Source organism: Solibacillus sp. NPDC093137 (genome assembly GCF_050280445.1).
Taxonomy (GTDB): domain Bacteria; phylum Bacillota; class Bacilli; order Bacillales_A; family Planococcaceae; genus Solibacillus; species Solibacillus isronensis_B.
On record NZ_JBNNVH010000001.1, the window covers coordinates 971,771 to 988,849 of the forward strand.

19 protein-coding genes and 1 pseudogene are annotated in these 17,079 nt (G+C 36.8%); 13 read left to right on the plus strand and 7 right to left on the minus strand.

The genetic code is table 11. From position 1 onward, the window contains the following. The first annotated feature begins 173 nt into the window (after positions 1-173). On the plus strand, positions 174-1,115 hold the full coding sequence (locus ACQKN3_RS05010) for a tyrosine recombinase XerC (RefSeq protein WP_251687923.1): 942 nt from the start codon (positions 174-176) through the stop codon (positions 1,113-1,115). A 131-nt stretch (positions 1,116-1,246) separates the two neighbouring features. Here ACQKN3_RS05010 and ACQKN3_RS05015 read toward each other — a convergent pair whose 3' ends face one another. Continuing rightward, positions 1,247-2,506, minus strand: a complete 1,260-nt coding sequence (locus ACQKN3_RS05015; protein ID WP_427709839.1) for a mechanosensitive ion channel family protein — start codon at positions 2,504-2,506, stop codon at positions 1,247-1,249. Positions 2,507-2,705: 199 nt separating this feature from the next. Here ACQKN3_RS05015 and ACQKN3_RS05020 point away from each other — a divergent pair, with 199 nt between their 5' ends. Beyond that, positions 2,706-2,867: a transcriptional regulator gene (locus tag ACQKN3_RS05020; RefSeq protein WP_340801232.1), complete on the plus strand. Its 162-nt coding sequence runs from the start codon at positions 2,706-2,708 to the stop codon at positions 2,865-2,867. Then, positions 2,860-3,027, plus strand: coding sequence for a hypothetical protein (locus ACQKN3_RS05025; RefSeq protein ID WP_251687929.1), 168 nt, complete (start codon positions 2,860-2,862; stop codon positions 3,025-3,027). The genes ACQKN3_RS05020 and ACQKN3_RS05025 overlap by 8 nt, the downstream gene beginning before the upstream one ends. A 112-nt stretch (positions 3,028-3,139) precedes the next feature. On the opposite strand, the gene ACQKN3_RS05030 is transcribed toward ACQKN3_RS05025, so the two are convergent. Beyond that, positions 3,140-4,513 (minus strand): nucleoside-diphosphate sugar epimerase, encoded by a 1,374-nt coding sequence (locus ACQKN3_RS05030; protein WP_427709842.1) that lies wholly within the window; start codon positions 4,511-4,513, stop codon positions 3,140-3,142. Between the two features lie 500 nt (positions 4,514-5,013). Between ACQKN3_RS05030 and ACQKN3_RS05035 the strand changes: the two genes are divergently transcribed. The 3 genes from ACQKN3_RS05035 (at position 5,014) to ACQKN3_RS05045 (ending at position 7,016) form a co-directional block, all read left to right on the plus strand. After that, the gene (locus tag ACQKN3_RS05035) at positions 5,014-5,388 is read left to right on the plus strand and encodes an rRNA methyltransferase (protein WP_427709844.1); all 375 of its coding nucleotides are present in this window, start codon (positions 5,014-5,016) and stop codon (positions 5,386-5,388) included. Positions 5,389-5,549: 161 nt separating this feature from the next. Continuing rightward, positions 5,550-6,350, plus strand: coding sequence for a protein phosphatase 2C domain-containing protein (locus ACQKN3_RS05040; RefSeq protein WP_427709846.1), 801 nt, complete (start codon positions 5,550-5,552; stop codon positions 6,348-6,350). Between the two features lie 21 nt (positions 6,351-6,371). Beyond that, on the plus strand, positions 6,372-7,016 hold the full coding sequence (locus ACQKN3_RS05045) for an alpha/beta family hydrolase (RefSeq protein ID WP_427709848.1): 645 nt from the start codon (positions 6,372-6,374) through the stop codon (positions 7,014-7,016). A 40-nt stretch (positions 7,017-7,056) separates the two neighbouring features. Here the strand turns inward: ACQKN3_RS05045 and ACQKN3_RS05050 are convergent, their stop codons facing one another. From ACQKN3_RS05050 to ACQKN3_RS05065, 4 genes are all read right to left on the minus strand, one after another. After that, a complete protein-coding gene (locus ACQKN3_RS05050; RefSeq protein ID WP_427709850.1) occupies positions 7,057-7,566 on the minus strand; it encodes an Ltp family lipoprotein in 510 nt (169 codons plus the stop codon). 292 nt (positions 7,567-7,858) lie between these two features. Further along, positions 7,859-8,995 carry a zinc-dependent alcohol dehydrogenase gene (locus tag ACQKN3_RS05055; protein ID WP_427709852.1) on the minus strand — a complete coding sequence of 379 codons (1,137 nt, stop codon included), beginning with the start codon at positions 8,993-8,995 and terminating at the stop codon, positions 7,859-7,861. A gap of 21 nt (positions 8,996-9,016) precedes the next feature. Further along, positions 9,017-9,379: a spore coat protein gene (locus ACQKN3_RS05060; RefSeq protein ID WP_079526734.1), complete on the minus strand. Its 363-nt coding sequence runs from the start codon at positions 9,377-9,379 to the stop codon at positions 9,017-9,019. A 12-nt stretch (positions 9,380-9,391) separates the two neighbouring features. Then, positions 9,392-9,601 (minus strand): spore coat protein, encoded by a 210-nt coding sequence (locus tag ACQKN3_RS05065; RefSeq protein WP_079526732.1) that lies wholly within the window; start codon positions 9,599-9,601, stop codon positions 9,392-9,394. 209 nt (positions 9,602-9,810) lie between these two features. Here ACQKN3_RS05065 and ACQKN3_RS05070 point away from each other — a divergent pair, with 209 nt between their 5' ends. The 5 genes and pseudogenes from ACQKN3_RS05070 (at position 9,811) to arsC (ending at position 14,622) form a co-directional block, all read left to right on the plus strand. Further along, the gene (locus ACQKN3_RS05070) at positions 9,811-10,179 is read left to right on the plus strand and encodes a metalloregulator ArsR/SmtB family transcription factor (RefSeq protein WP_339199373.1); all 369 of its coding nucleotides are present in this window, start codon (positions 9,811-9,813) and stop codon (positions 10,177-10,179) included. A gap of 16 nt (positions 10,180-10,195) precedes the next feature. Beyond that, positions 10,196-12,327, plus strand: a pseudogene (locus ACQKN3_RS05075) (heavy metal translocating P-type ATPase). Positions 12,328-12,569: 242 nt separating this feature from the next. Next, entirely contained in the window at positions 12,570-12,884 is a 315-nt protein-coding gene (locus ACQKN3_RS05080) for an ArsR/SmtB family transcription factor (RefSeq protein ID WP_251687946.1), read from the plus strand. 3 nt (positions 12,885-12,887) lie between these two features. Continuing rightward, positions 12,888-14,183 (plus strand): arsenic transporter, encoded by a 1,296-nt coding sequence (locus ACQKN3_RS05085; protein WP_427709855.1) that lies wholly within the window; start codon positions 12,888-12,890, stop codon positions 14,181-14,183. Positions 14,184-14,196: 13 nt separating this feature from the next. Then, on the plus strand, positions 14,197-14,622 hold the full coding sequence (gene arsC, locus ACQKN3_RS05090) for an arsenate reductase (thioredoxin) (RefSeq protein WP_427709857.1): 426 nt from the start codon (positions 14,197-14,199) through the stop codon (positions 14,620-14,622). Between the two features lie 468 nt (positions 14,623-15,090). Here the strand turns inward: arsC and ACQKN3_RS05095 are convergent, their stop codons facing one another. Continuing rightward, the gene (locus ACQKN3_RS05095) at positions 15,091-15,837 is read right to left on the minus strand and encodes an SDR family NAD(P)-dependent oxidoreductase (protein WP_427709859.1); all 747 of its coding nucleotides are present in this window, start codon (positions 15,835-15,837) and stop codon (positions 15,091-15,093) included. A gap of 153 nt (positions 15,838-15,990) precedes the next feature. On the opposite strand from ACQKN3_RS05095, the gene ACQKN3_RS05100 reads away from it, so the two are divergent. After that, on the plus strand, positions 15,991-16,536 hold the full coding sequence (locus ACQKN3_RS05100; protein WP_427709861.1) for a TetR-like C-terminal domain-containing protein: 546 nt from the start codon (positions 15,991-15,993) through the stop codon (positions 16,534-16,536). A gap of 335 nt (positions 16,537-16,871) precedes the next feature. Further along, on the plus strand, positions 16,872-17,021 hold the full coding sequence (locus tag ACQKN3_RS05105; RefSeq protein ID WP_427709863.1) for a hypothetical protein: 150 nt from the start codon (positions 16,872-16,874) through the stop codon (positions 17,019-17,021). Positions 17,022-17,079 lie beyond the last annotated feature (58 nt).

The following is a 17,079-nucleotide window of genomic DNA, read 5'->3' on the forward strand; positions in this document are numbered from 1 at the left end:
GATTCGACATTTCACTTCGTCTGAGAGCGAAATCGCGAAACAGGAACATATGTTTCTATTTATTGTCGAAAAACCGCTTAAATCTACTAAATTAGCAATAATGTTCCCAAATATGAATTTGGGAACATTTTTTATGCTATAATTAGAGCGAAATAGAAGGGGATTGGACGAAAATGAAGCTGCCGAAATTTTTACGTGATTTTTTAATTTACTTAACAACGATTACGGGAAAGTCCCAAAGAACCCGAAAAGAATATGAATATGATCTTATTTTGTTCATGCGTTTTCTAAAAGCGATCGAAGAAGATATCCCGTTAGACCGTTTACATACAATCGACATTTCTACGTTTACAGTTGATCAAATTAAAGAAGTGTCTCTGGAAGACTTATATTTGTTTATGGAGTATTGCGAAGTACAACGCGGCAACTCCTCAGCAGCCCGCGCTCGTAAAGTAGCAACATTAAAATCCTTTTTCAAATATTTAAAAGGAAAGCGCCGCCTAATTAATGAAAACCCGGCTGAACATTTGGAAACACCAAAAATCGGACGACGCCAACCGGTTTATTTAAATTATAATGAGGCAAAGGATTTTATCGGTGCTGTACAGATACAGTCGTACAGTGCACGCGATGAATGCATGATGGTCTTTTTCCTGAACCTCGGTATTCGTGTTTCCGAGTTGTGTTCACTCAATATCGATTCCATCAATGGCCGAATGCTGACGGTGATCGGGAAAGGGAATAAAGAACGGCATGTGTATTTAAATGATGCGTGTATAAATGCATTAGAAAAGTATTTACAGGAGCGACATGCATATAAAGGGGAAGGGAAAGAACCACTGTTCATTTCTCAAAAAGGGACACGTTTTGCGAGACAGTCGATTGCACGGATCGTGAAAGTGATCAACGCCAACAGTCAGTCACCGAAAGAAAAGCTGACACCGCATAAACTTCGACATACTTCCGCGACCATGATGTATAAATCCGGAGCGGACATTCGAACATTGCAGCATATTCTTGGCCACTCGAGTGTAGCAACAACACAAATTTATACGCATATCGAAGACGAACAAATTCAGGAAGTACTTAAAAATAATCCATTCAATAATTTATAATAATAATATTATGTAAACTAAATAAATATAAAAGACTTAATCAGGAAAGAAGATCGGCACATATCCTGTTAAAATCCAAAAAACACCCATTTTCTATTTGTTAGAAAACGGGTGTTTTTTTAAGCGATCAATTAATGTAATTCGCCTTCATTTTTATTCAGTTGTATGGAGCTCATTGCTTTAAAATCATTTCCGGTTGGATTTTGGAAGAGTCTCAGGTCAAACTCGGATGCGATTGCAAAGAGATGATCGAATATATCCGATTGGATCGACTCATAAACTGCCCAGTTGATATCGTTTGAGAACGTGTAAATTTCAAGTGGTAACCCATGTTCACTTGGCGCCAATTGTCTTACCATCGTTGTCATATCTTTATGGATTCCTGGATGGTTTTTTAAATAGTTGCTAATATATGTTCGGAACAACCCGACATTTGTCAGTGCTCTGCCATTCACCTGATGGCTAATATCAATACGATGTTTAATATTGTATTCCGTAATTTCCCGTTGTCTCGTATCAATATAGTCCGTAAGATAATGAATTTTGCGCAACTCCTTGATCTTTTCCTCAGAACAAAACGCGATACTTGTTGTATCAATAAAGATGGAGCGTTTTATCCTTCTGCCACCAGTAACTTGCATACCTCTCCAGTTTTTAAAAGAATCCGAAATCAATGCATAACTAGGAATCGTTGTTATTGTTTTATCAAAGTTTTGGACTTTTACGGTATTTAATGAAAGATCAATGACATCACCGTCTGCGCCGTATTTCGGCATTTCAATCCAATCTCCTACACGGACCATATCATTAGATGTTAATTGAATCCCTGCGACAAGACCTAATAAGGAGTCTTTAAAAACGAGCAGCAGCACAGCTGACAGTGCACCAAGTCCACTTAGGATAATTAGTGGATTTTTACCAATTAAGTTCGCAATGATTAATATAATCCCTAGTACATAGACAATAATTTTCGCTACTTGAATATAACCTTTAATCGGCTGAACTTTGGAAATTTCAAATGTTTGATAAATATCATGAACAGCATTCAATAAACTGCCTATTAGACTTATTACGACGATGATGATATACGTAGTGGCCCCTTTTTCAATGAGGTCCTGATACGTAAAAGCTTCAGCAAAATGATAAATAATAATCGCCGGAACGATATGAGATAACTTGTGGAATACTTTCTTTTCTAAAAGGATGTTATCCCACGTATATTTATTATTATTCACAATATGTGTAATAAATCTGATGACAATCTTTTTAGTTATAAAGTTTGCCAATAAACAAAGGAGCACGATAAAAATAATCATGATTCCCACTGAGAGATACTCAGCAACTATTGTATTTACGCCAAAATCGATTAGTTTTTTATAAATAAGATTCATCTAATTCCTCCCGCCTCCTATGGTAACAAAGATGTCGATAAGATGAAATGATTGTCTACTGCGGATTCCTGATAAAAACCCTTGTCGAAAATTTCCGAAAGTAAAATAAAGATTCAGATAATTCATTGACACTGTCTCTAAACTGTTATATATTTAATTTACAAATAAAAACTGTTATATAACAAAGGAGAGAAGAACAATGAGTTATTTTGAAAAAGGGTATCAAATGTATGTAGAAAAGTGTGAACAGTTTGGATTACAGCCATTGAATTTCCGGTATTACGTAAATCAGCTTTCCTATCAGCAATTACTTGCGTACAACGGCTATGCAATGGAACAGGAGATGAGACAAAATGATTAGCCCTCAAACCGAAACAGTTTATTATAAGGATGTAATGCCGATTCATTCAATCGAACTCGTGAACATCCACTATATCCAGCCAGATCTGACGATGGAAATGTCCCACATATGTGCAAATTACGCCATGCTGCATCGAGGTGTTTATGAAATTACAACTTAATCTAATGTATTAAATCAATCTACGAATCCGTTGTAGATTGATTTTTTTTATTGTTTGGCTCTTTGTAAATCAAAAAGGCTGCTTCGTAATCGAGTTACAAAGCAGCCCTTTATTAATCAAGCAAATAACTTTCAATTCGCAAAAACTCTTCCTCATCGATATTGTCCATATATTTATACAGCAAATCGAGATCGACTTTGATTTCATCTTTATGTGTTAAATAGAACTGCTCTGTTAAATGAGAGATTATTAACGGAACCGCTTTTTGATGGTTAAACCGGTGTAAATAGGTCGATAAAAAATCCTCATTTACTGCAATATCCGTGTTTTGGCCCAGCGCATTGAAATCGACATAATTGATATGCGCCGTTAAAAATTGTTCCGTTAAATGCACATTATATTGGCAAATGTAAGACCAATCCAGCTCATTTTTGTACTTATTCAGCCAATGCAGCTCCGCAATTGCGGTAAATAACTGTTTTTGTTCGTCACTGTATGCCTTAAATTTTTTATCCATTTCGGCATTTGTTAATCGTCGGTCCCCATACCGGTTATACTTCTGACTGACTAGTGACGGAATTCCTTTCACTAAATGCTCACTGCCAGACCATTTATACGAACCTCGGTCATATTCGAAAAGCTGCATATCCATATCCGGGATTTCATCGGCTTCCGGTAAATAAATAAGCTCAAATGAATTATAAAAGACATTGCTTTCAATGAAGTCATCCAGTTGATCGACAAAATCCGGATTCAAACGCTTTTTGTTGGCCATTAATGTTGTTACTAAATAACGTTTAAAGGACATCGACAACCGCGCAAGTACAGGCTTGTTATACTGGAGTGCTTCCAGATCCACTTCGGGCAAATAATCGATTATAAACTGCTCTGATAGAAGCGGGTTCGCATAACTTACATACGTAGACGGCAAGTATTGAAAATAAGCCGTCAAGCGGGAAGGATGCAACTGGACTGCTTGATGGCACCAGTTTCGGTAAGCTTCTAAAAATACACGGTCATATGGAAGCTGCTCGTAAACAGTTTCATCATTCGATTCCATTTGTTTCACAATGGACAGATCATTAAAATCATCTACCGAAAACTGTGCAGGGAACGGAATTTCCTGAAAAGCACTATTTAAATGGAAAGTTGCTTTTGGCTTCGTCGAAACAAAACTATACGTCCCGATTGCTCCGCGCTCTTCCAGTAAGATATAGGCAAGTTCCTGGCGTTCATCCCGTGTTAATTCACAGTCTTTCGGAAACTTTACAGCAGCAAAATATTGCGCTTTTGCCAAGTCATAGAAAAACTTGTAATCGCCTTCTTTTGTATAAGGTTCCTTTGATTCATTTTGCTGCCAGTAGAGGAGGGCTCCTTGAATCGGATTTCTATTTGAAAACGTAATATTCGCGATTGAAAAGATATTTTGCGCTAATGCGTCATCATACAGAACTTTAATAAACTCGATCTTTTTAATTTTTAGCATGCTAAGACACCTCCGTTCCTACTATTATATACTTGAATCATTGAAATTCCGAAAAAAAAGTTCGCAAATTAGGTTTAAGGATGTTTTGACGTGGTATATTACTTGTAAGTAAAGTTGCGGTCACTGAAGAGTAGATGTAAGTTAACCACTAGTTTAGATTGTTTATATGATGATTTCTATTAGCTTCGTTGTATGCGTTTATAAAGCAACATTCACAGTTTATTTTAGGCAATTAATGAACAAAAATGCTTTAACGAAGATTTTCGAAAGATGCCAGCAAAAGTTAGGCGAGCGAAATGCATACACGAATTGAGATATACCATTGAAAATTTCAGCTCAAACGTTTTATATGATGTTAAACTAACGTACGAAACATTACAACTTAATAGGCAATACCGACCGCAACTTTACGCCTTTCACTCCTTATGCCATAAGGAGTGTTTTCTTTTGTGCAATAATGGCTATAATATACGTAACGAATTGCTGATAGGAGAATGACAATGTGGAAGATACATAATGGGAAACTGATTCAAACAACGGATGAATCTAGAATCCGGTACAAAACGCGAATGAGCGCGGCAATTATTAACAGTTTAAAGAACCTTGCCGAAAAATATGACACACATATCGGTTATTTATTGGAAAATGGTTATAGTAATTTAATCGAATCCGGTTCAATCGTTTACGACAAAAAAAACCGGCCTAAAGATCGCATCGAATTCCGGACGACATGCGATAAAGAATTACTGGATAGCCTGAAAGAATTTGCAAAGGATCATAGCCTGAATTTAAACGACGTCATTGAAGCAAGTGTTGCGTATATCAATTATGAGGATGTTAAACACGCAAATTGGCGTTACCGTGTAGAAGTTTAATAAAAAAATGATGAAAGCAATCGGGGAACCGATTGCTTTTTTGTTATATAAAGTGGCAAACTTCCTACCTTTTCCTCTTAGATATATTCCATATTTTACAAATTTATTTTATTGGTGCTATACTATGGAAATCTATAAAGAGTATAAGGAGGTTAGTAGAAATGTTCAAATTCAGTTGGGTAGGGAGCGAAACGCATTTTGTTGATTTACCGCACATTCAGCAATTCAAGAATCTTACAATTGGACGGTTTGGCGGCAATTCATCAGCAGGGCAATATAAAAACGAGGATGGTTGTATCGTCTGGGTGAATGAAGAACAGAATTGGGAATTTGTCATGATTTTGGATGCTCATAACAGTGCGGAAAGTGCCGAACTTGTCGTGGAAACTTTTACGAAAGAAGAACATAATCTGACTTCAATTTTTAACAAGCCACTTTCTGAAGCTTTTCTGGAATTAGATCATCATATCCTACATATTTTTCAAAATCCGCTCTTTTTAGCCCGTTGCCGTGAAGTACAAGGGGAAACGGCATGTCTGATCGTGTTAAGGAAAGACAAATATATTTGGTGGTTTTCAGTTGGGGACTGTATTTTTCATTTATTTCATCCCGAATTGGCTGAAATGCAGCAATATCAGTTAAATCAAAGAAATTTCTACGAGTGGATCGGGAGTGTCAATACATTTGAATTGGATGTGCCGTGTTACAGTACGGGTCGCAGAGAATTGCGAAAAGGAAGGAATCAGCTGTTTTTGACAACGGACGGACTAACGGAATGTCCTCATACTACATTTGATAACCCGAAGGATATTATGAATGTATTTGACCATGCCCAGTCTCCAAACGATTCTGTAAGGCAGCTATTAAAGGAGGTTGAAGCAAAGGGTGTACGGGACAGTACAACAATTGTTTCATGGACCGTTGATGTCGATCAAAATGCAACTGAACCAAGTAATAAATAATTTATAGGAGGGGTTTTATATATGTTTAAAGTTAAAACAGATTTTATCAAAGGTTATAAAGGTAAGGATATTGATTATACTGTTTTAAGTACCGATGAGCATGTCTCAAAATTGGCGATTTTGCTTCCTGGAGCTGGCTATACCGCGCAAGCACCACTTCTTCATTATTCGACGGGTGTGTTTTCACATAAATCGGTGGATGTGCTGCAGGTGAATTATACGTATAACGATAAGTTTTATGATTCCTTCACTATGGATGAGCTCGTTGAAGCGATTAAACATGATGTAGGTACAGTCATTGATAAAGTTTTAGAAGAGAACTCATATGATGGCTATTATCTTGTTGGAAAGTCTCTAGGAACGATTGCTATGGCTTCATTGTTAGACAAAGAAATCTTTTATAATGCAAAGGCTGTATGGTTAACGCCGCTTCTTAATCGAGATGATGTTTTTGAATCAATGTTACACAGCCGTAACGAAAGTTTATGTTTTATTGGGGATGATGACACGCATTATAATGCGGAAAGATATCGTCAATTCGCCAATAATCCAAAACTGGTGTCAAGACTACTGGAAGGAGCGGATCACAGCCTGCAGTATAAGGGCGATCCTGTCCGTTCAATTGATTTGTTAAAAACGGTCATTAAGAAAATCGATGAACTTTAACGAAAAAAGCCTTCCATCAATTCGAAGGAAGGCTTTCATTTTATTCTAAGTGATCAATTGCATACTGTGCTTCTTCAGCCGTAAATTTTTCTCCGTATTCGGAAATCAATTGATCATAAATAGCAGAGTCAGACATTGCCATTGTTTCAGCGTATGATTTTGCTTTTTCTAATGCATTCGCTTTCCAGTCAAACTCCAGTTTATCGATTGCATATTGCGCAGCTTCTTTAGGAAAACCTTCTCCATACTCCGAAATTAATTGATCGTAAATACCAGCTTTAGACATTTGCATTGTTTCCGCATACATTTCAGCTTTTTTCAACGCAGATTTATATTCGCGCGGTACATTATCTTCTTTTGCTTCCTCTTTTGGCTCTTCTTTTACAGCTTCTTTTGTATCTGCTGCGTTTTCTTTCGGTTCAGTTGTCGCTTCAACTTTTGTATCTGAATCCACTTCAGATGTTTCTCCATCACTGAACACTGCAATGATTACTATTAATATAATAAGGGCTAAAAACCCGCCACAACCAAGTTTAAATGCTTTCTTCAACGCGGTAAATCCTCCTTTTTGATTCTATATATATATTACTAGTTATTGTAGGATAATAATACTGGTAATATTTTTATGTAGAGCAAATGTTTATTAATAAATTGATATATTTAATGGAATTTATATAAAATGTGTCGAATTAATTGTAAATACCTTTTCGGGGAGAAGGCGTTAAATTGTTAAAGGGGTGGCTGAAGCTTATTCTCGTGATAAGTAGGTGGAGAGAAGGTAATTATTATAATAAAAAAGTACTTTTGCAAAGAGTAGTTACAAAAGTACCAAATACTTATATTTAAGGTTTTAAAACAACTTTTATACAGTCATCTTGCTTTGTATCGAATATTTCATAGCCATGTTTTGCTTTTTCAAGTGGGAGGACATGTGTAATAATATCACCTGCATTCACCTTACCATCAGCGATTAAGTTATAGACATGAGGCATGAGATGCACGACAGGGGCTTGTCCGGTGCGTATTGCTACATTGCGTTGGAAGATGTCACCGAGTGGGAAAGCGTTGTACCGGCCACCATAAACACCGGTAATTTGGATTGTTCCTCCTTTGCGTACTGCTTGACTGGCGGTCACAATCGCTCCCATAGCACCACTTTGCAGTTTTATACCACTTGCCAGAAACTCTAATGGCGTCATTTTTCCGCTCATCCCGACACAATCAATGACAACGTCCGCGCCGCCCTTTGTAATCTCTTTTAAATATTCACCACAATTTTCATGGTCTTCAAAATTAACGATTTCGACCTTGTTTGTCTTCTTTGCGTGTTTAAGACGATATCCTATATAGTCAACTGCGATTACTCTTTCTGCACCTTTTAACCAAGTAAATTTTTGCGCCAATAGCCCAACAGGTCCGCAACCAAGAATAACAACCGTATCTCCTTTTTTCACACCGGCATTTTCTACACTCCAAAAAGCAGTAGAGGCAGCATCGGCAAGGAGAACGAGACTTTCATCAGGAACTTCAGATTTCTCCGGAATTTTAAAAGGGAGGAAATTGCCATAGGGAACACGCATATACTCTGCCTGTCCTCCAGGAAAACCGCCTGTTGTATCTGAATAGCCGAAGTAGGCGCCCATTTCACCATTGTCATTTGCATTATCACATTGACTTTCCAGCTCGTGATTACAATACCAGCATTGACCACAGGCAATATTAAAAGGAATGACAACCCGGTCACCTTTTTTAACCTTCGTCACATCTTTGCCGACTTCTTCTACAATTCCCATTGGTTCATGCCCAACGACATAATCTTGGCCTATATTTGGTATCATTCCATGCATCAGATGCAAATCAGATCCGCAAATAGCTGTTGTTGTTAGACGGATTATAATATCATCGGCTTTTTTAATTTTAGGGTCTTTTACTTCCTTGACCTCAACATTTTTTATACCTTGAAAAGTAACAGCTTTCATTAAAAAATCCCTCGTTTCCGTTTACTTTTTTGGTGGGGTAGGGAACATTCCTTTGCGGTTCATGCTCTTAGGAAATAAATCCAACTGTGCAATACTTATCGCATTTTCAGCAGATTTAATATCCAACTCTTTTTGACCTTCTAGATGATAAGGCTTCAGCCATTCTTTTTTCATCATAAGCTCAGAAATCTCAAAATATAGATCAATCATCACATTGAGTTGCGTTCTCATGATTTTTTGCAGTGCTGGGGAAGCTGTTTCGGTTAAGGCGATTGAAAGATTTCGAATTCCCGTCTTTGTTGTAAGCAAAAACTCAAGCGCAACTCCCGAATCCGTTAGTTCAGGCATTCCGATTGAATTGATTGGATCTAAATAGTCTTCCATAAATTTGACCTCCTAATATACCAGTTCCGATTTAGAGTAGAGCTTAACCATTGCGGCAAGTGCTGGGGTAGATAATTTCACATTTTTATCTAATAAAGCCCTTAAATCATCATCAAAGACAACACCTTGACTTAACTTCGATTTAAGTAAACTAGTTGTCATAAAGTTTATAACTTCATGAAATTCCATTGTTTCATGAAGAGCTAATTTTTTCTCTAACACGTTAAACGCACCTCCAGATTTTTCTTTAAAAAGTCTACCCTGGAGTAAATCTCTTTATACAAATTTGCCTTTAAATCAAGGATAATGCAATTTATTCTATTGTCGAATAACATCGATACTTCATTCAAATATTCATTTGACTATTTAGATGAAGAAGCATAACCTAATATATACAATCAAACGTATATTAGAATATAGAGGTGAATACTTTGCAGAAAGCAAATGATGTGTGTGAAATCACGTGTATAAATGAGGACAATGTCGTCTGGATTCAAAAGAAATTATCTATGGAAAACCCAATAGAAGTAGCCAAAATTTTCAAAGCCTTATCAGATGATACAAGAATTAAAATTGCTTATGCATTGTCACAAAATGAACTGTGTGTTTGTGACGTTGCCAATATTGTAGGAGCAACTACAGCTACAGCTTCACATCATTTAAGACTACTTAAAAATCTCGGAATAGCTAAATACCGTAAAGAAGGGAAATTAGTTTATTATTCATTGGATGACGATCATGTAAAACAACTCATTGAAATAGCATTTGCCCATCAAAAGGCAGGTGTTCAAGTTGAATAATTCAACGGACTCATTAATGGATAAAAAGGTATTTAGAGTTGAGGGTTTTTCCTGTGCAAACTGTGCAGGGAAGTTTGAGCGCAATGTAAAAGAACTAAGTGGGGTTCAGGAAGCAAAGGTGAATTTTGGCGCTTCGAAAATTAGCGTGTATGGGGATGCGACAATCGAGGAATTAGAAAAAGCAGGTGCTTTTGAGAATCTGAAAGTGATTCCTGATAAGCCTGTTCGCGAAGAAGGCAATTATACGAATGGGAATAATGGACTTACAGAGGTAAAAGTACCTTTTTATAAAAAGCACAGTACTTTAATGTATGCCGGGTTATTTATTGTCTTTGGCTATCTTTCACAGTTTATAAACGGGGAAGATAATCTCATCACTTCGTTATTGTTTATCACATCAATTGTTATTGGCGGATACTCTCTTTTTAAAGTCGGTTTCCAAAACTTGCGTCGTCTTGATTTTGATATGAAAACTTTAATGACAGTTGCTGTAATTGGTGCAGCGTTCATCGGTGAATGGGCAGAAGCATCGATTGTTGTGATTCTCTTTGCGATCAGCGAAGCACTCGAGCGCTATTCAATGGAGAAAGCAAGACAATCAATTCGCTCATTAATGGATATCGCTCCAAAAGAGGCCCTCGTTAGAAGAAATGGTCAAGAATTAATGCTTCATGTAGAAGAAACCACAGTCGGGGACATCATGATTGTAAAACCTGGTCAAAAAATTGCGATGGATGGTGTTGTCGTAAATGGTTATTCTTCTGTAAACCAGGCCGCTATTACGGGTGAATCAGTTCCTGTCGGTAAATCAGTAGATGATGAAGTATTTGCAGGTACATTAAATGAAGAAGGTTTACTTGAAGTTAAAATAACAAAATTAGTCGAAGATACAACCATTTCAAAAATTATTGAATTAGTTGAGGAAGCACAAGCTGAACGAGCACCTTCACAGGCATTCGTAGATAAATTTGCAAAGTATTATACACCCATTATTATGCTGATCGCAGGTTTAGTTGCAGTAGTGCCACCTCTTTTCTTTGATGGTAGTTGGGAAACTTGGGTTTATCAAGGATTATCCGTTTTAGTAGTTGGTTGTCCATGTGCACTCGTCATTTCTACACCTATTTCTATTGTTTCGGCAATCGGAAATGCAGCTAATAAGGGTGTCCTTATTAAAGGTGGCGTTTATTTAGAAGAAATGGGCGCTTTAAAAGCAATCGCATTTGATAAGACAGGGACTTTAACAAAAGGTATTCCCGTTGTTACAGATTATAAAATGACTGAAAATAATATAAATGAAGAAGATTTACTTGCAGTGATTGCGGCGCTTGAAAATCGTTCCCAACACCCCCTTGCATCGGCAATTGTTAAAAAAGCAGAAAATGATTCAATTTCTTTTACGGGTGTTGTAGTAGAAGACTTTACTTCAATTACAGGGAAAGGCGTTAAGGGTACAATTAAGGGAACAACTTATTATATTGGTAGTCCCCAACTATTTAAGGAAATGGACTCGATAAATTTCAGTCACAATCCGAATTTCAAAATCAAGGTAAAACTGTAATGGTAATTGGAACTGAAAAATTAATACTTGCAATTATTGCTGTTGCTGATGAAGTCCGTGAATCAAGCAAAGAGGTAATTAATAAATTGCATCAACTTGGCGTTCAAAAAACAATCATGCTTACGGGTGATAATAAAGGAACTGCTAGGGCAATAGGTGACTATGTTGGGGTATCAGAAATACAAGCCGACTTAATGCCTGAAGATAAATTGAGTTTTATAAAAAAATTAAGAGCTGAGTATGGCAATGTAGCGATGGTAGGCGACGGTGTAAACGATGCACCTGCGTTAGCAGCTTCTACAGTAGGTATTGCGATGGGTGGTGCTGGTACCGATACAGCATTAGAAACCGCTGATGTTGCCTTAATGGGCGATGATTTAAAGAAACTGCCATTCACTGTAAAGTTAAGCCGAAAAGCATTAAATGTTATTAAGGTTAACATTGCTTTTGCGGTAGGTATTAAATTCCTTGCGCTACTTTTAGTAATACCCGGCTGGTTAACATTGTGGATTGCCATACTTTCAGATATGGGAGCCACACTTTTGGTATCGCTAAATAGTTTACGGCTTATAAGAGTAAAAGAATAATGAAAAGGGCTTCCGGAATATGGAAGCCCTTTTCACTTTTAATCAACGTTTTTCTAAAGTGAGTCTTTTTTATCTAAAAAAAGGATTTGCGAACTGAACTGTTTTCTCATTTCTTTGATGCAATAGTAAATAATAGGGTTGCAAAAATAATGGTCATAACATAATATAAGCATATCATTATATAGTGATTTATTTTTTAATCATAATATAAGCATATTATTATATAGCTATGGAGGGATATGATGGAGCTCGATTTAATGGAAAAGCAGTTGAAGGCTGTTGCGGACGCCAATCGTTTACGCATTTTAGCCTGTCTGAAAAAAGGGGAAGTATGCGTATGTGATTTTACGGACGTCCTTAAAATTTCACAGCCTGCTGTGAGTCAGCATTTACGAAAGCTAAAGGAAGCTGGCATTATTACAGAACGTAAAGTCGGGACGTGGAAGCATTACCGTATTCATGAAAATCAAACTTCGTTAATGCAAAATATACTTGCTTCAATTAATGAGGATTCGACATGTGGATGTAAAATTAACAGTGACTGTGTGGAGGGCTAAAATATGAATATGTTTGTTATTTCGGCACTCATTTTTATCATTACCCTGATTTTTGTCATCTGGCAGCCAAAAGGACTGAATATTGGCTGGTCGGCAATGGCTGGAGCAATCGTTGCATTACTTGTTGGTGTGGTCGATTTTAACGATGTCGGGACAGTAATAGATATTACATGGAATGCCACATTATCGTTTATTGCAATTATTTTAATTTCACTTGTATTAGATGAGATTGGTCTGTTCGAGTGGGCTGCATTACATATGGCGCGGGCAGCAAAAGGCAATGGTGTAAAAATGTTTGTGTATGTTAGTTTGCTTGGAGCGGTTGTGGCTGCATTATTTGCGAACGACGGAGCGGCACTAATTTTAACGCCAATAGTGTTAGCGATGGTGCGAAATTTACAATTTAGCGAAAAAATGATTTTCCCGTTTATTATGGCGAGTGGCTTTATTGCAGACACAACGAGCTTACCGTTTGTAGTGAGTAACTTAGTCAACATCGTATCAGCAGACTTCTTTGATATTGGGTTTGTGGAATATGCTTCACGTATGATTATTCCGAACTTGTTCTCGCTTGCGGCAACGATTGTTGTACTGCTGATTTACTTTAACAAATCGATTCCACGTGAATACAATGAATCAATGTTAAAAGAACCACGACTTGCGATTAAAGATATGAAAATGTTCAAGTTATCTTGGTTTGTACTAGCAATTTTAGTAGTTGGGTATTTCTCAAGTGAATTTATTGGTGTACCGGTTTCGCTTGTAGCAGGCGTTATCGCGATTTTCTTCTTAGTCATGGCAAGACAAAGTGCAGTCGTTGATACAAAAGCCATTGTGAAAGGGGCACCTTGGAATATCGTATTCTTCTCAATCGGGATGTACGTTGTTGTATACGGACTAGGCAATGCAGGATTAACCCCTATGTTAGCTAGTGTAATTGAATGGACAGCAGAGCAAGGTTTATTTGCAGCTACAGTTGGAATGGGCTTTATCGCGGCATTTCTATCATCTGTCATGAACAATATGCCAACTGTGATGGTCAATGCTTTAGCGATTGCAGAAACGACGACGGATAGTACGTTACGTGAAGCATTGATTTACGCTAATGTTATCGGCTCAGACTTAGGTCCAAAAATTACACCAATCGGGTCACTTGCGACACTGGTTTGGTTATATGTATTGTCTCAAAAGGGTGTGAAAATCTCTTGGGGTACGTACTTTAAAACAGGGATTGTGTTAACGGTGCCGATCTTAATTTTTACATTAATCGGACTTTATATTACATTACGAATCTTTTAAAGGAGTTTATAATATGACAATAAACACACTATATTTCTTATGTACAGGAAATTCATGCCGTTCACAAATGGCGGACGGATGGGCACAAAAGCTATTACCGGAAGGTTGGAAAGTGTATTCAGCTGGAATTGAAACGCATGGTGTCAATCCCAATGCGATTAAGGCAATGAATGAAGTAGGAATCGATATTTCTCACCATACTTCGGATTTAATTAACCAAGATATTTTAAACAAAGCAACATTAGTCGTAACACTTTGCGGAGATGCGGCGGATAAGTGTCCAAGGACTCCTCCAGGTGTGCGCCGTGAGCATTGGGGATTTGAAGATCCCGCTAAAGCTACGGGTACAGAGGAAGAAAAATGGGCAGTGTTCCAGCAAGTACGGGATGCGATCGGTGCTCGTATACAGCAGTTTGTAAACGAAGAGTTAAAAAAATAAGTATACAGATGTGTCGCCGAGAGGTAAGTGGAATCTTTGAACAGGCGATAATATTCAGGCTGTACTATCTTAGTTATTGACAAGTGTTATTTAATCTAACTAGGAGAGGCAGTAATGATGACCAAATCAGTAACAAAAAAATCCGTTTAAATCTAATTCTTTACAGAAGAAGATGCTAAAGTAATGGTTTCACCTGTCATCTAATATATATATTGAAAATTCAAGATCAAACTTAAAGCAGCTAAGATTTCATTTTAATCTCAGCTGCTTTAATAGTTGAATGATATTTTGTATATGAAAGTTTTATTGATTTTGATTTTCAGTTGATTATATTGTTGATTTAGTTAGTTGACTGTCCAACTACCATCAACATTTAATGTTTGTCCTAGTACAAATGAAGATTGCTCTTACATAAGCCATAATGCTGCTTCAGCCTGAGTGATTCCTTCGCAATGTTTGCTTGCAACATTAGTTAAAGATTTGACCACCAGCGCAGTTAATCGTTGAGCCGTTTAACATTTTGCTATTGTTCATTGCGAACAGCATTGCATCTGCTACTTCCTCTGGCGTTGCTGCGATGTTTGGTGGTGTAGTGACGAAAATCGCTTTGCCGATTTCTTCGTTCATTGTTACTGTTGCATTTGCTGCTATATTCGTAAGCATCGCATTAGGTGCTACACCGACAGCAAAAATTTGCTTCTCTTGGTAATCTTGACCGATTGATTTAGTTAAAGCATTTACCGCGTGCTTCGACATTGAATAGACACCGTTATATGCTGTTGGCTTGTAAGAGTTTGAAGAAACGGTATTCACAATTGTTCCGCCGCCATTTTTAAGCATATGTGGTATCACATATTTTACGCCGAAAAATGCACCTTTCACGTTTACATTCATAATACGATCATACTCGTTTTCATCATATTCATGAATTAAACGGAATGGCACCATTAAGCCTGCATTGTTGAAAAATACGTCAATTTTGCCAAAAGCTTCGATTGTTTGCTGCACATAATTTTTTACTTGCTCTTCATTTGATACGTCCGCTTTAATGAAAATCGCTTCCGCCCCTAAATCTTTGGCCATTGTCACAGTATTTTGACCTTCTACATCGTTAAAATCTACAACAGCGATTTTATAGTCTTGCTTTGCTAATTTTAAAACAGTTGCACGGCCTAAACCTGTTGCAGCACCAGTAATTAATACAACTTTATTCATTTGGAGTCCTCCTTCACTTTATACAACTAAGGATGTATAAGTACTTTAAATTATAAAGATTGCTGCAACCAATAGAACAACAAAGAAGCATTAATTGTATGTTATCCAACATAAAGTGTGATATTGTTGGAAAAAAGGGATGGGGACGATGGAATGAAACAGGACTTACGTATACTTAAAACGCAAAAAACATTATTTCAAGCATTGCTCCAATTATTACAAACGAATAACTTTTCAGATATTACCGTTACAAAACTATGCGTGCGAGCGGAAGTCAATCGTTCGACCTTTTATGCACATTACACGAACATTGATGATTTATTCGAAACGCATATGATTGGCATTATGAAAGAATTAACAACTGAATATGAAAAGGCACACAAACAAATTACTGTTGGAGAAAAAACAGGTTTAACGAATGTTTTTCAACATATTTTAAATAACCGAGTGTTTTATAATGTACTCTTTTCAGAAAAGTTACCAACGAAATATCTTTCACTTTTCAGCCAATATTATATGCAAGTTCCAAAGGAGATTATTTCAAAATCAGGGCAAAGCGAAATGGATGAGGAATTATATTACACATTTTGTATCAGTGCCACGATAGGCGTTATTAATCATTGGTGTAAAAGTAATTACCAAAAGAGCCCACTAGAAATGAGTATGCAAACGGTATTATTTTTTTCTAAATCGTTTTAGTGAAGAATTTTTAGTTACAAGTCAGGGATTACCTAGAGTATATGGATAAACCTAATGGTAAGGCCACCATTAGGTAATAGGATTTCACAAAGGTAGTGCTTTACATAATGTGTTTCTGATAAGGTTGAATGACTAAGTATAAGGGAAGCGAGTGCCTCTGCTTCCCCTATAAGAAGCATGGCACCAAGTTCATTGCTAGAAAAAGAATAATCTCGGTAATTTGATTAGAGCTCAATTTGTTTTTTAACAAATTGAGCTTTTTTTAGTAAATAAATGCAATATTATTCTTGTTAGTAACGTCTTATATGTAGAACTAAAGATAGGGAGGGGTAATTTTGGCAAGCAAAGAGGGGGTTCTCATAGATTTTAGAACTAATTCATTTGATAATTTAAACTCAAATCCAATTGAAGCAATTGAAGACATTATGGATACCTATGGTGATGACGTAAACTATGATTATTCAGATCCAAATTATAATCAGTAATTACACAGAATGCAATCTATATGGCAGGTATTTGGTTTAACCAATATTTAATTTGCAT

What these genes read in the sequence shown, in the direction of transcription:
- ACQKN3_RS05010 (WP_251687923.1), top strand. Translation starts at nt 174, where the DNA reads ATGAAGCTGCCGAAATTTTTACGTGATTTTTTAATTTACTTAACAACG.
- ACQKN3_RS05015 (WP_427709839.1), bottom strand. Translation starts at nt 2,506, where the DNA reads ATGAATCTTATTTATAAAAAACTAATCGATTTTGGCGTAAATACAATA.
- ACQKN3_RS05020 (WP_340801232.1), top strand. Translation starts at nt 2,706, where the DNA reads ATGAGTTATTTTGAAAAAGGGTATCAAATGTATGTAGAAAAGTGTGAA.
- ACQKN3_RS05025 (WP_251687929.1), top strand. Translation starts at nt 2,860, where the DNA reads ATGATTAGCCCTCAAACCGAAACAGTTTATTATAAGGATGTAATGCCG.
- ACQKN3_RS05030 (WP_427709842.1), bottom strand. Translation starts at nt 4,513, where the DNA reads ATGCTAAAAATTAAAAAGATCGAGTTTATTAAAGTTCTGTATGATGAC.
- ACQKN3_RS05035 (WP_427709844.1), top strand. Translation starts at nt 5,014, where the DNA reads ATGTGGAAGATACATAATGGGAAACTGATTCAAACAACGGATGAATCT.
- ACQKN3_RS05040 (WP_427709846.1), top strand. Translation starts at nt 5,550, where the DNA reads ATGTTCAAATTCAGTTGGGTAGGGAGCGAAACGCATTTTGTTGATTTA.
- ACQKN3_RS05045 (WP_427709848.1), top strand. Translation starts at nt 6,372, where the DNA reads ATGTTTAAAGTTAAAACAGATTTTATCAAAGGTTATAAAGGTAAGGAT.
- ACQKN3_RS05055 (WP_427709852.1), bottom strand. Translation starts at nt 8,995, where the DNA reads ATGAAAGCTGTTACTTTTCAAGGTATAAAAAATGTTGAGGTCAAGGAA.
- ACQKN3_RS05060 (WP_079526734.1), bottom strand. Translation starts at nt 9,379, where the DNA reads ATGGAAGACTATTTAGATCCAATCAATTCAATCGGAATGCCTGAACTA.
- ACQKN3_RS05080 (WP_251687946.1), top strand. Translation starts at nt 12,570, where the DNA reads ATGGAGCTCGATTTAATGGAAAAGCAGTTGAAGGCTGTTGCGGACGCC.
- ACQKN3_RS05085 (WP_427709855.1), top strand. Translation starts at nt 12,888, where the DNA reads ATGAATATGTTTGTTATTTCGGCACTCATTTTTATCATTACCCTGATT.
- arsC (WP_427709857.1), top strand. Translation starts at nt 14,197, where the DNA reads ATGACAATAAACACACTATATTTCTTATGTACAGGAAATTCATGCCGT.
- ACQKN3_RS05095 (WP_427709859.1), bottom strand. Translation starts at nt 15,837, where the DNA reads ATGAATAAAGTTGTATTAATTACTGGTGCTGCAACAGGTTTAGGCCGT.
- ACQKN3_RS05100 (WP_427709861.1), top strand. Translation starts at nt 15,991, where the DNA reads ATGAAACAGGACTTACGTATACTTAAAACGCAAAAAACATTATTTCAA.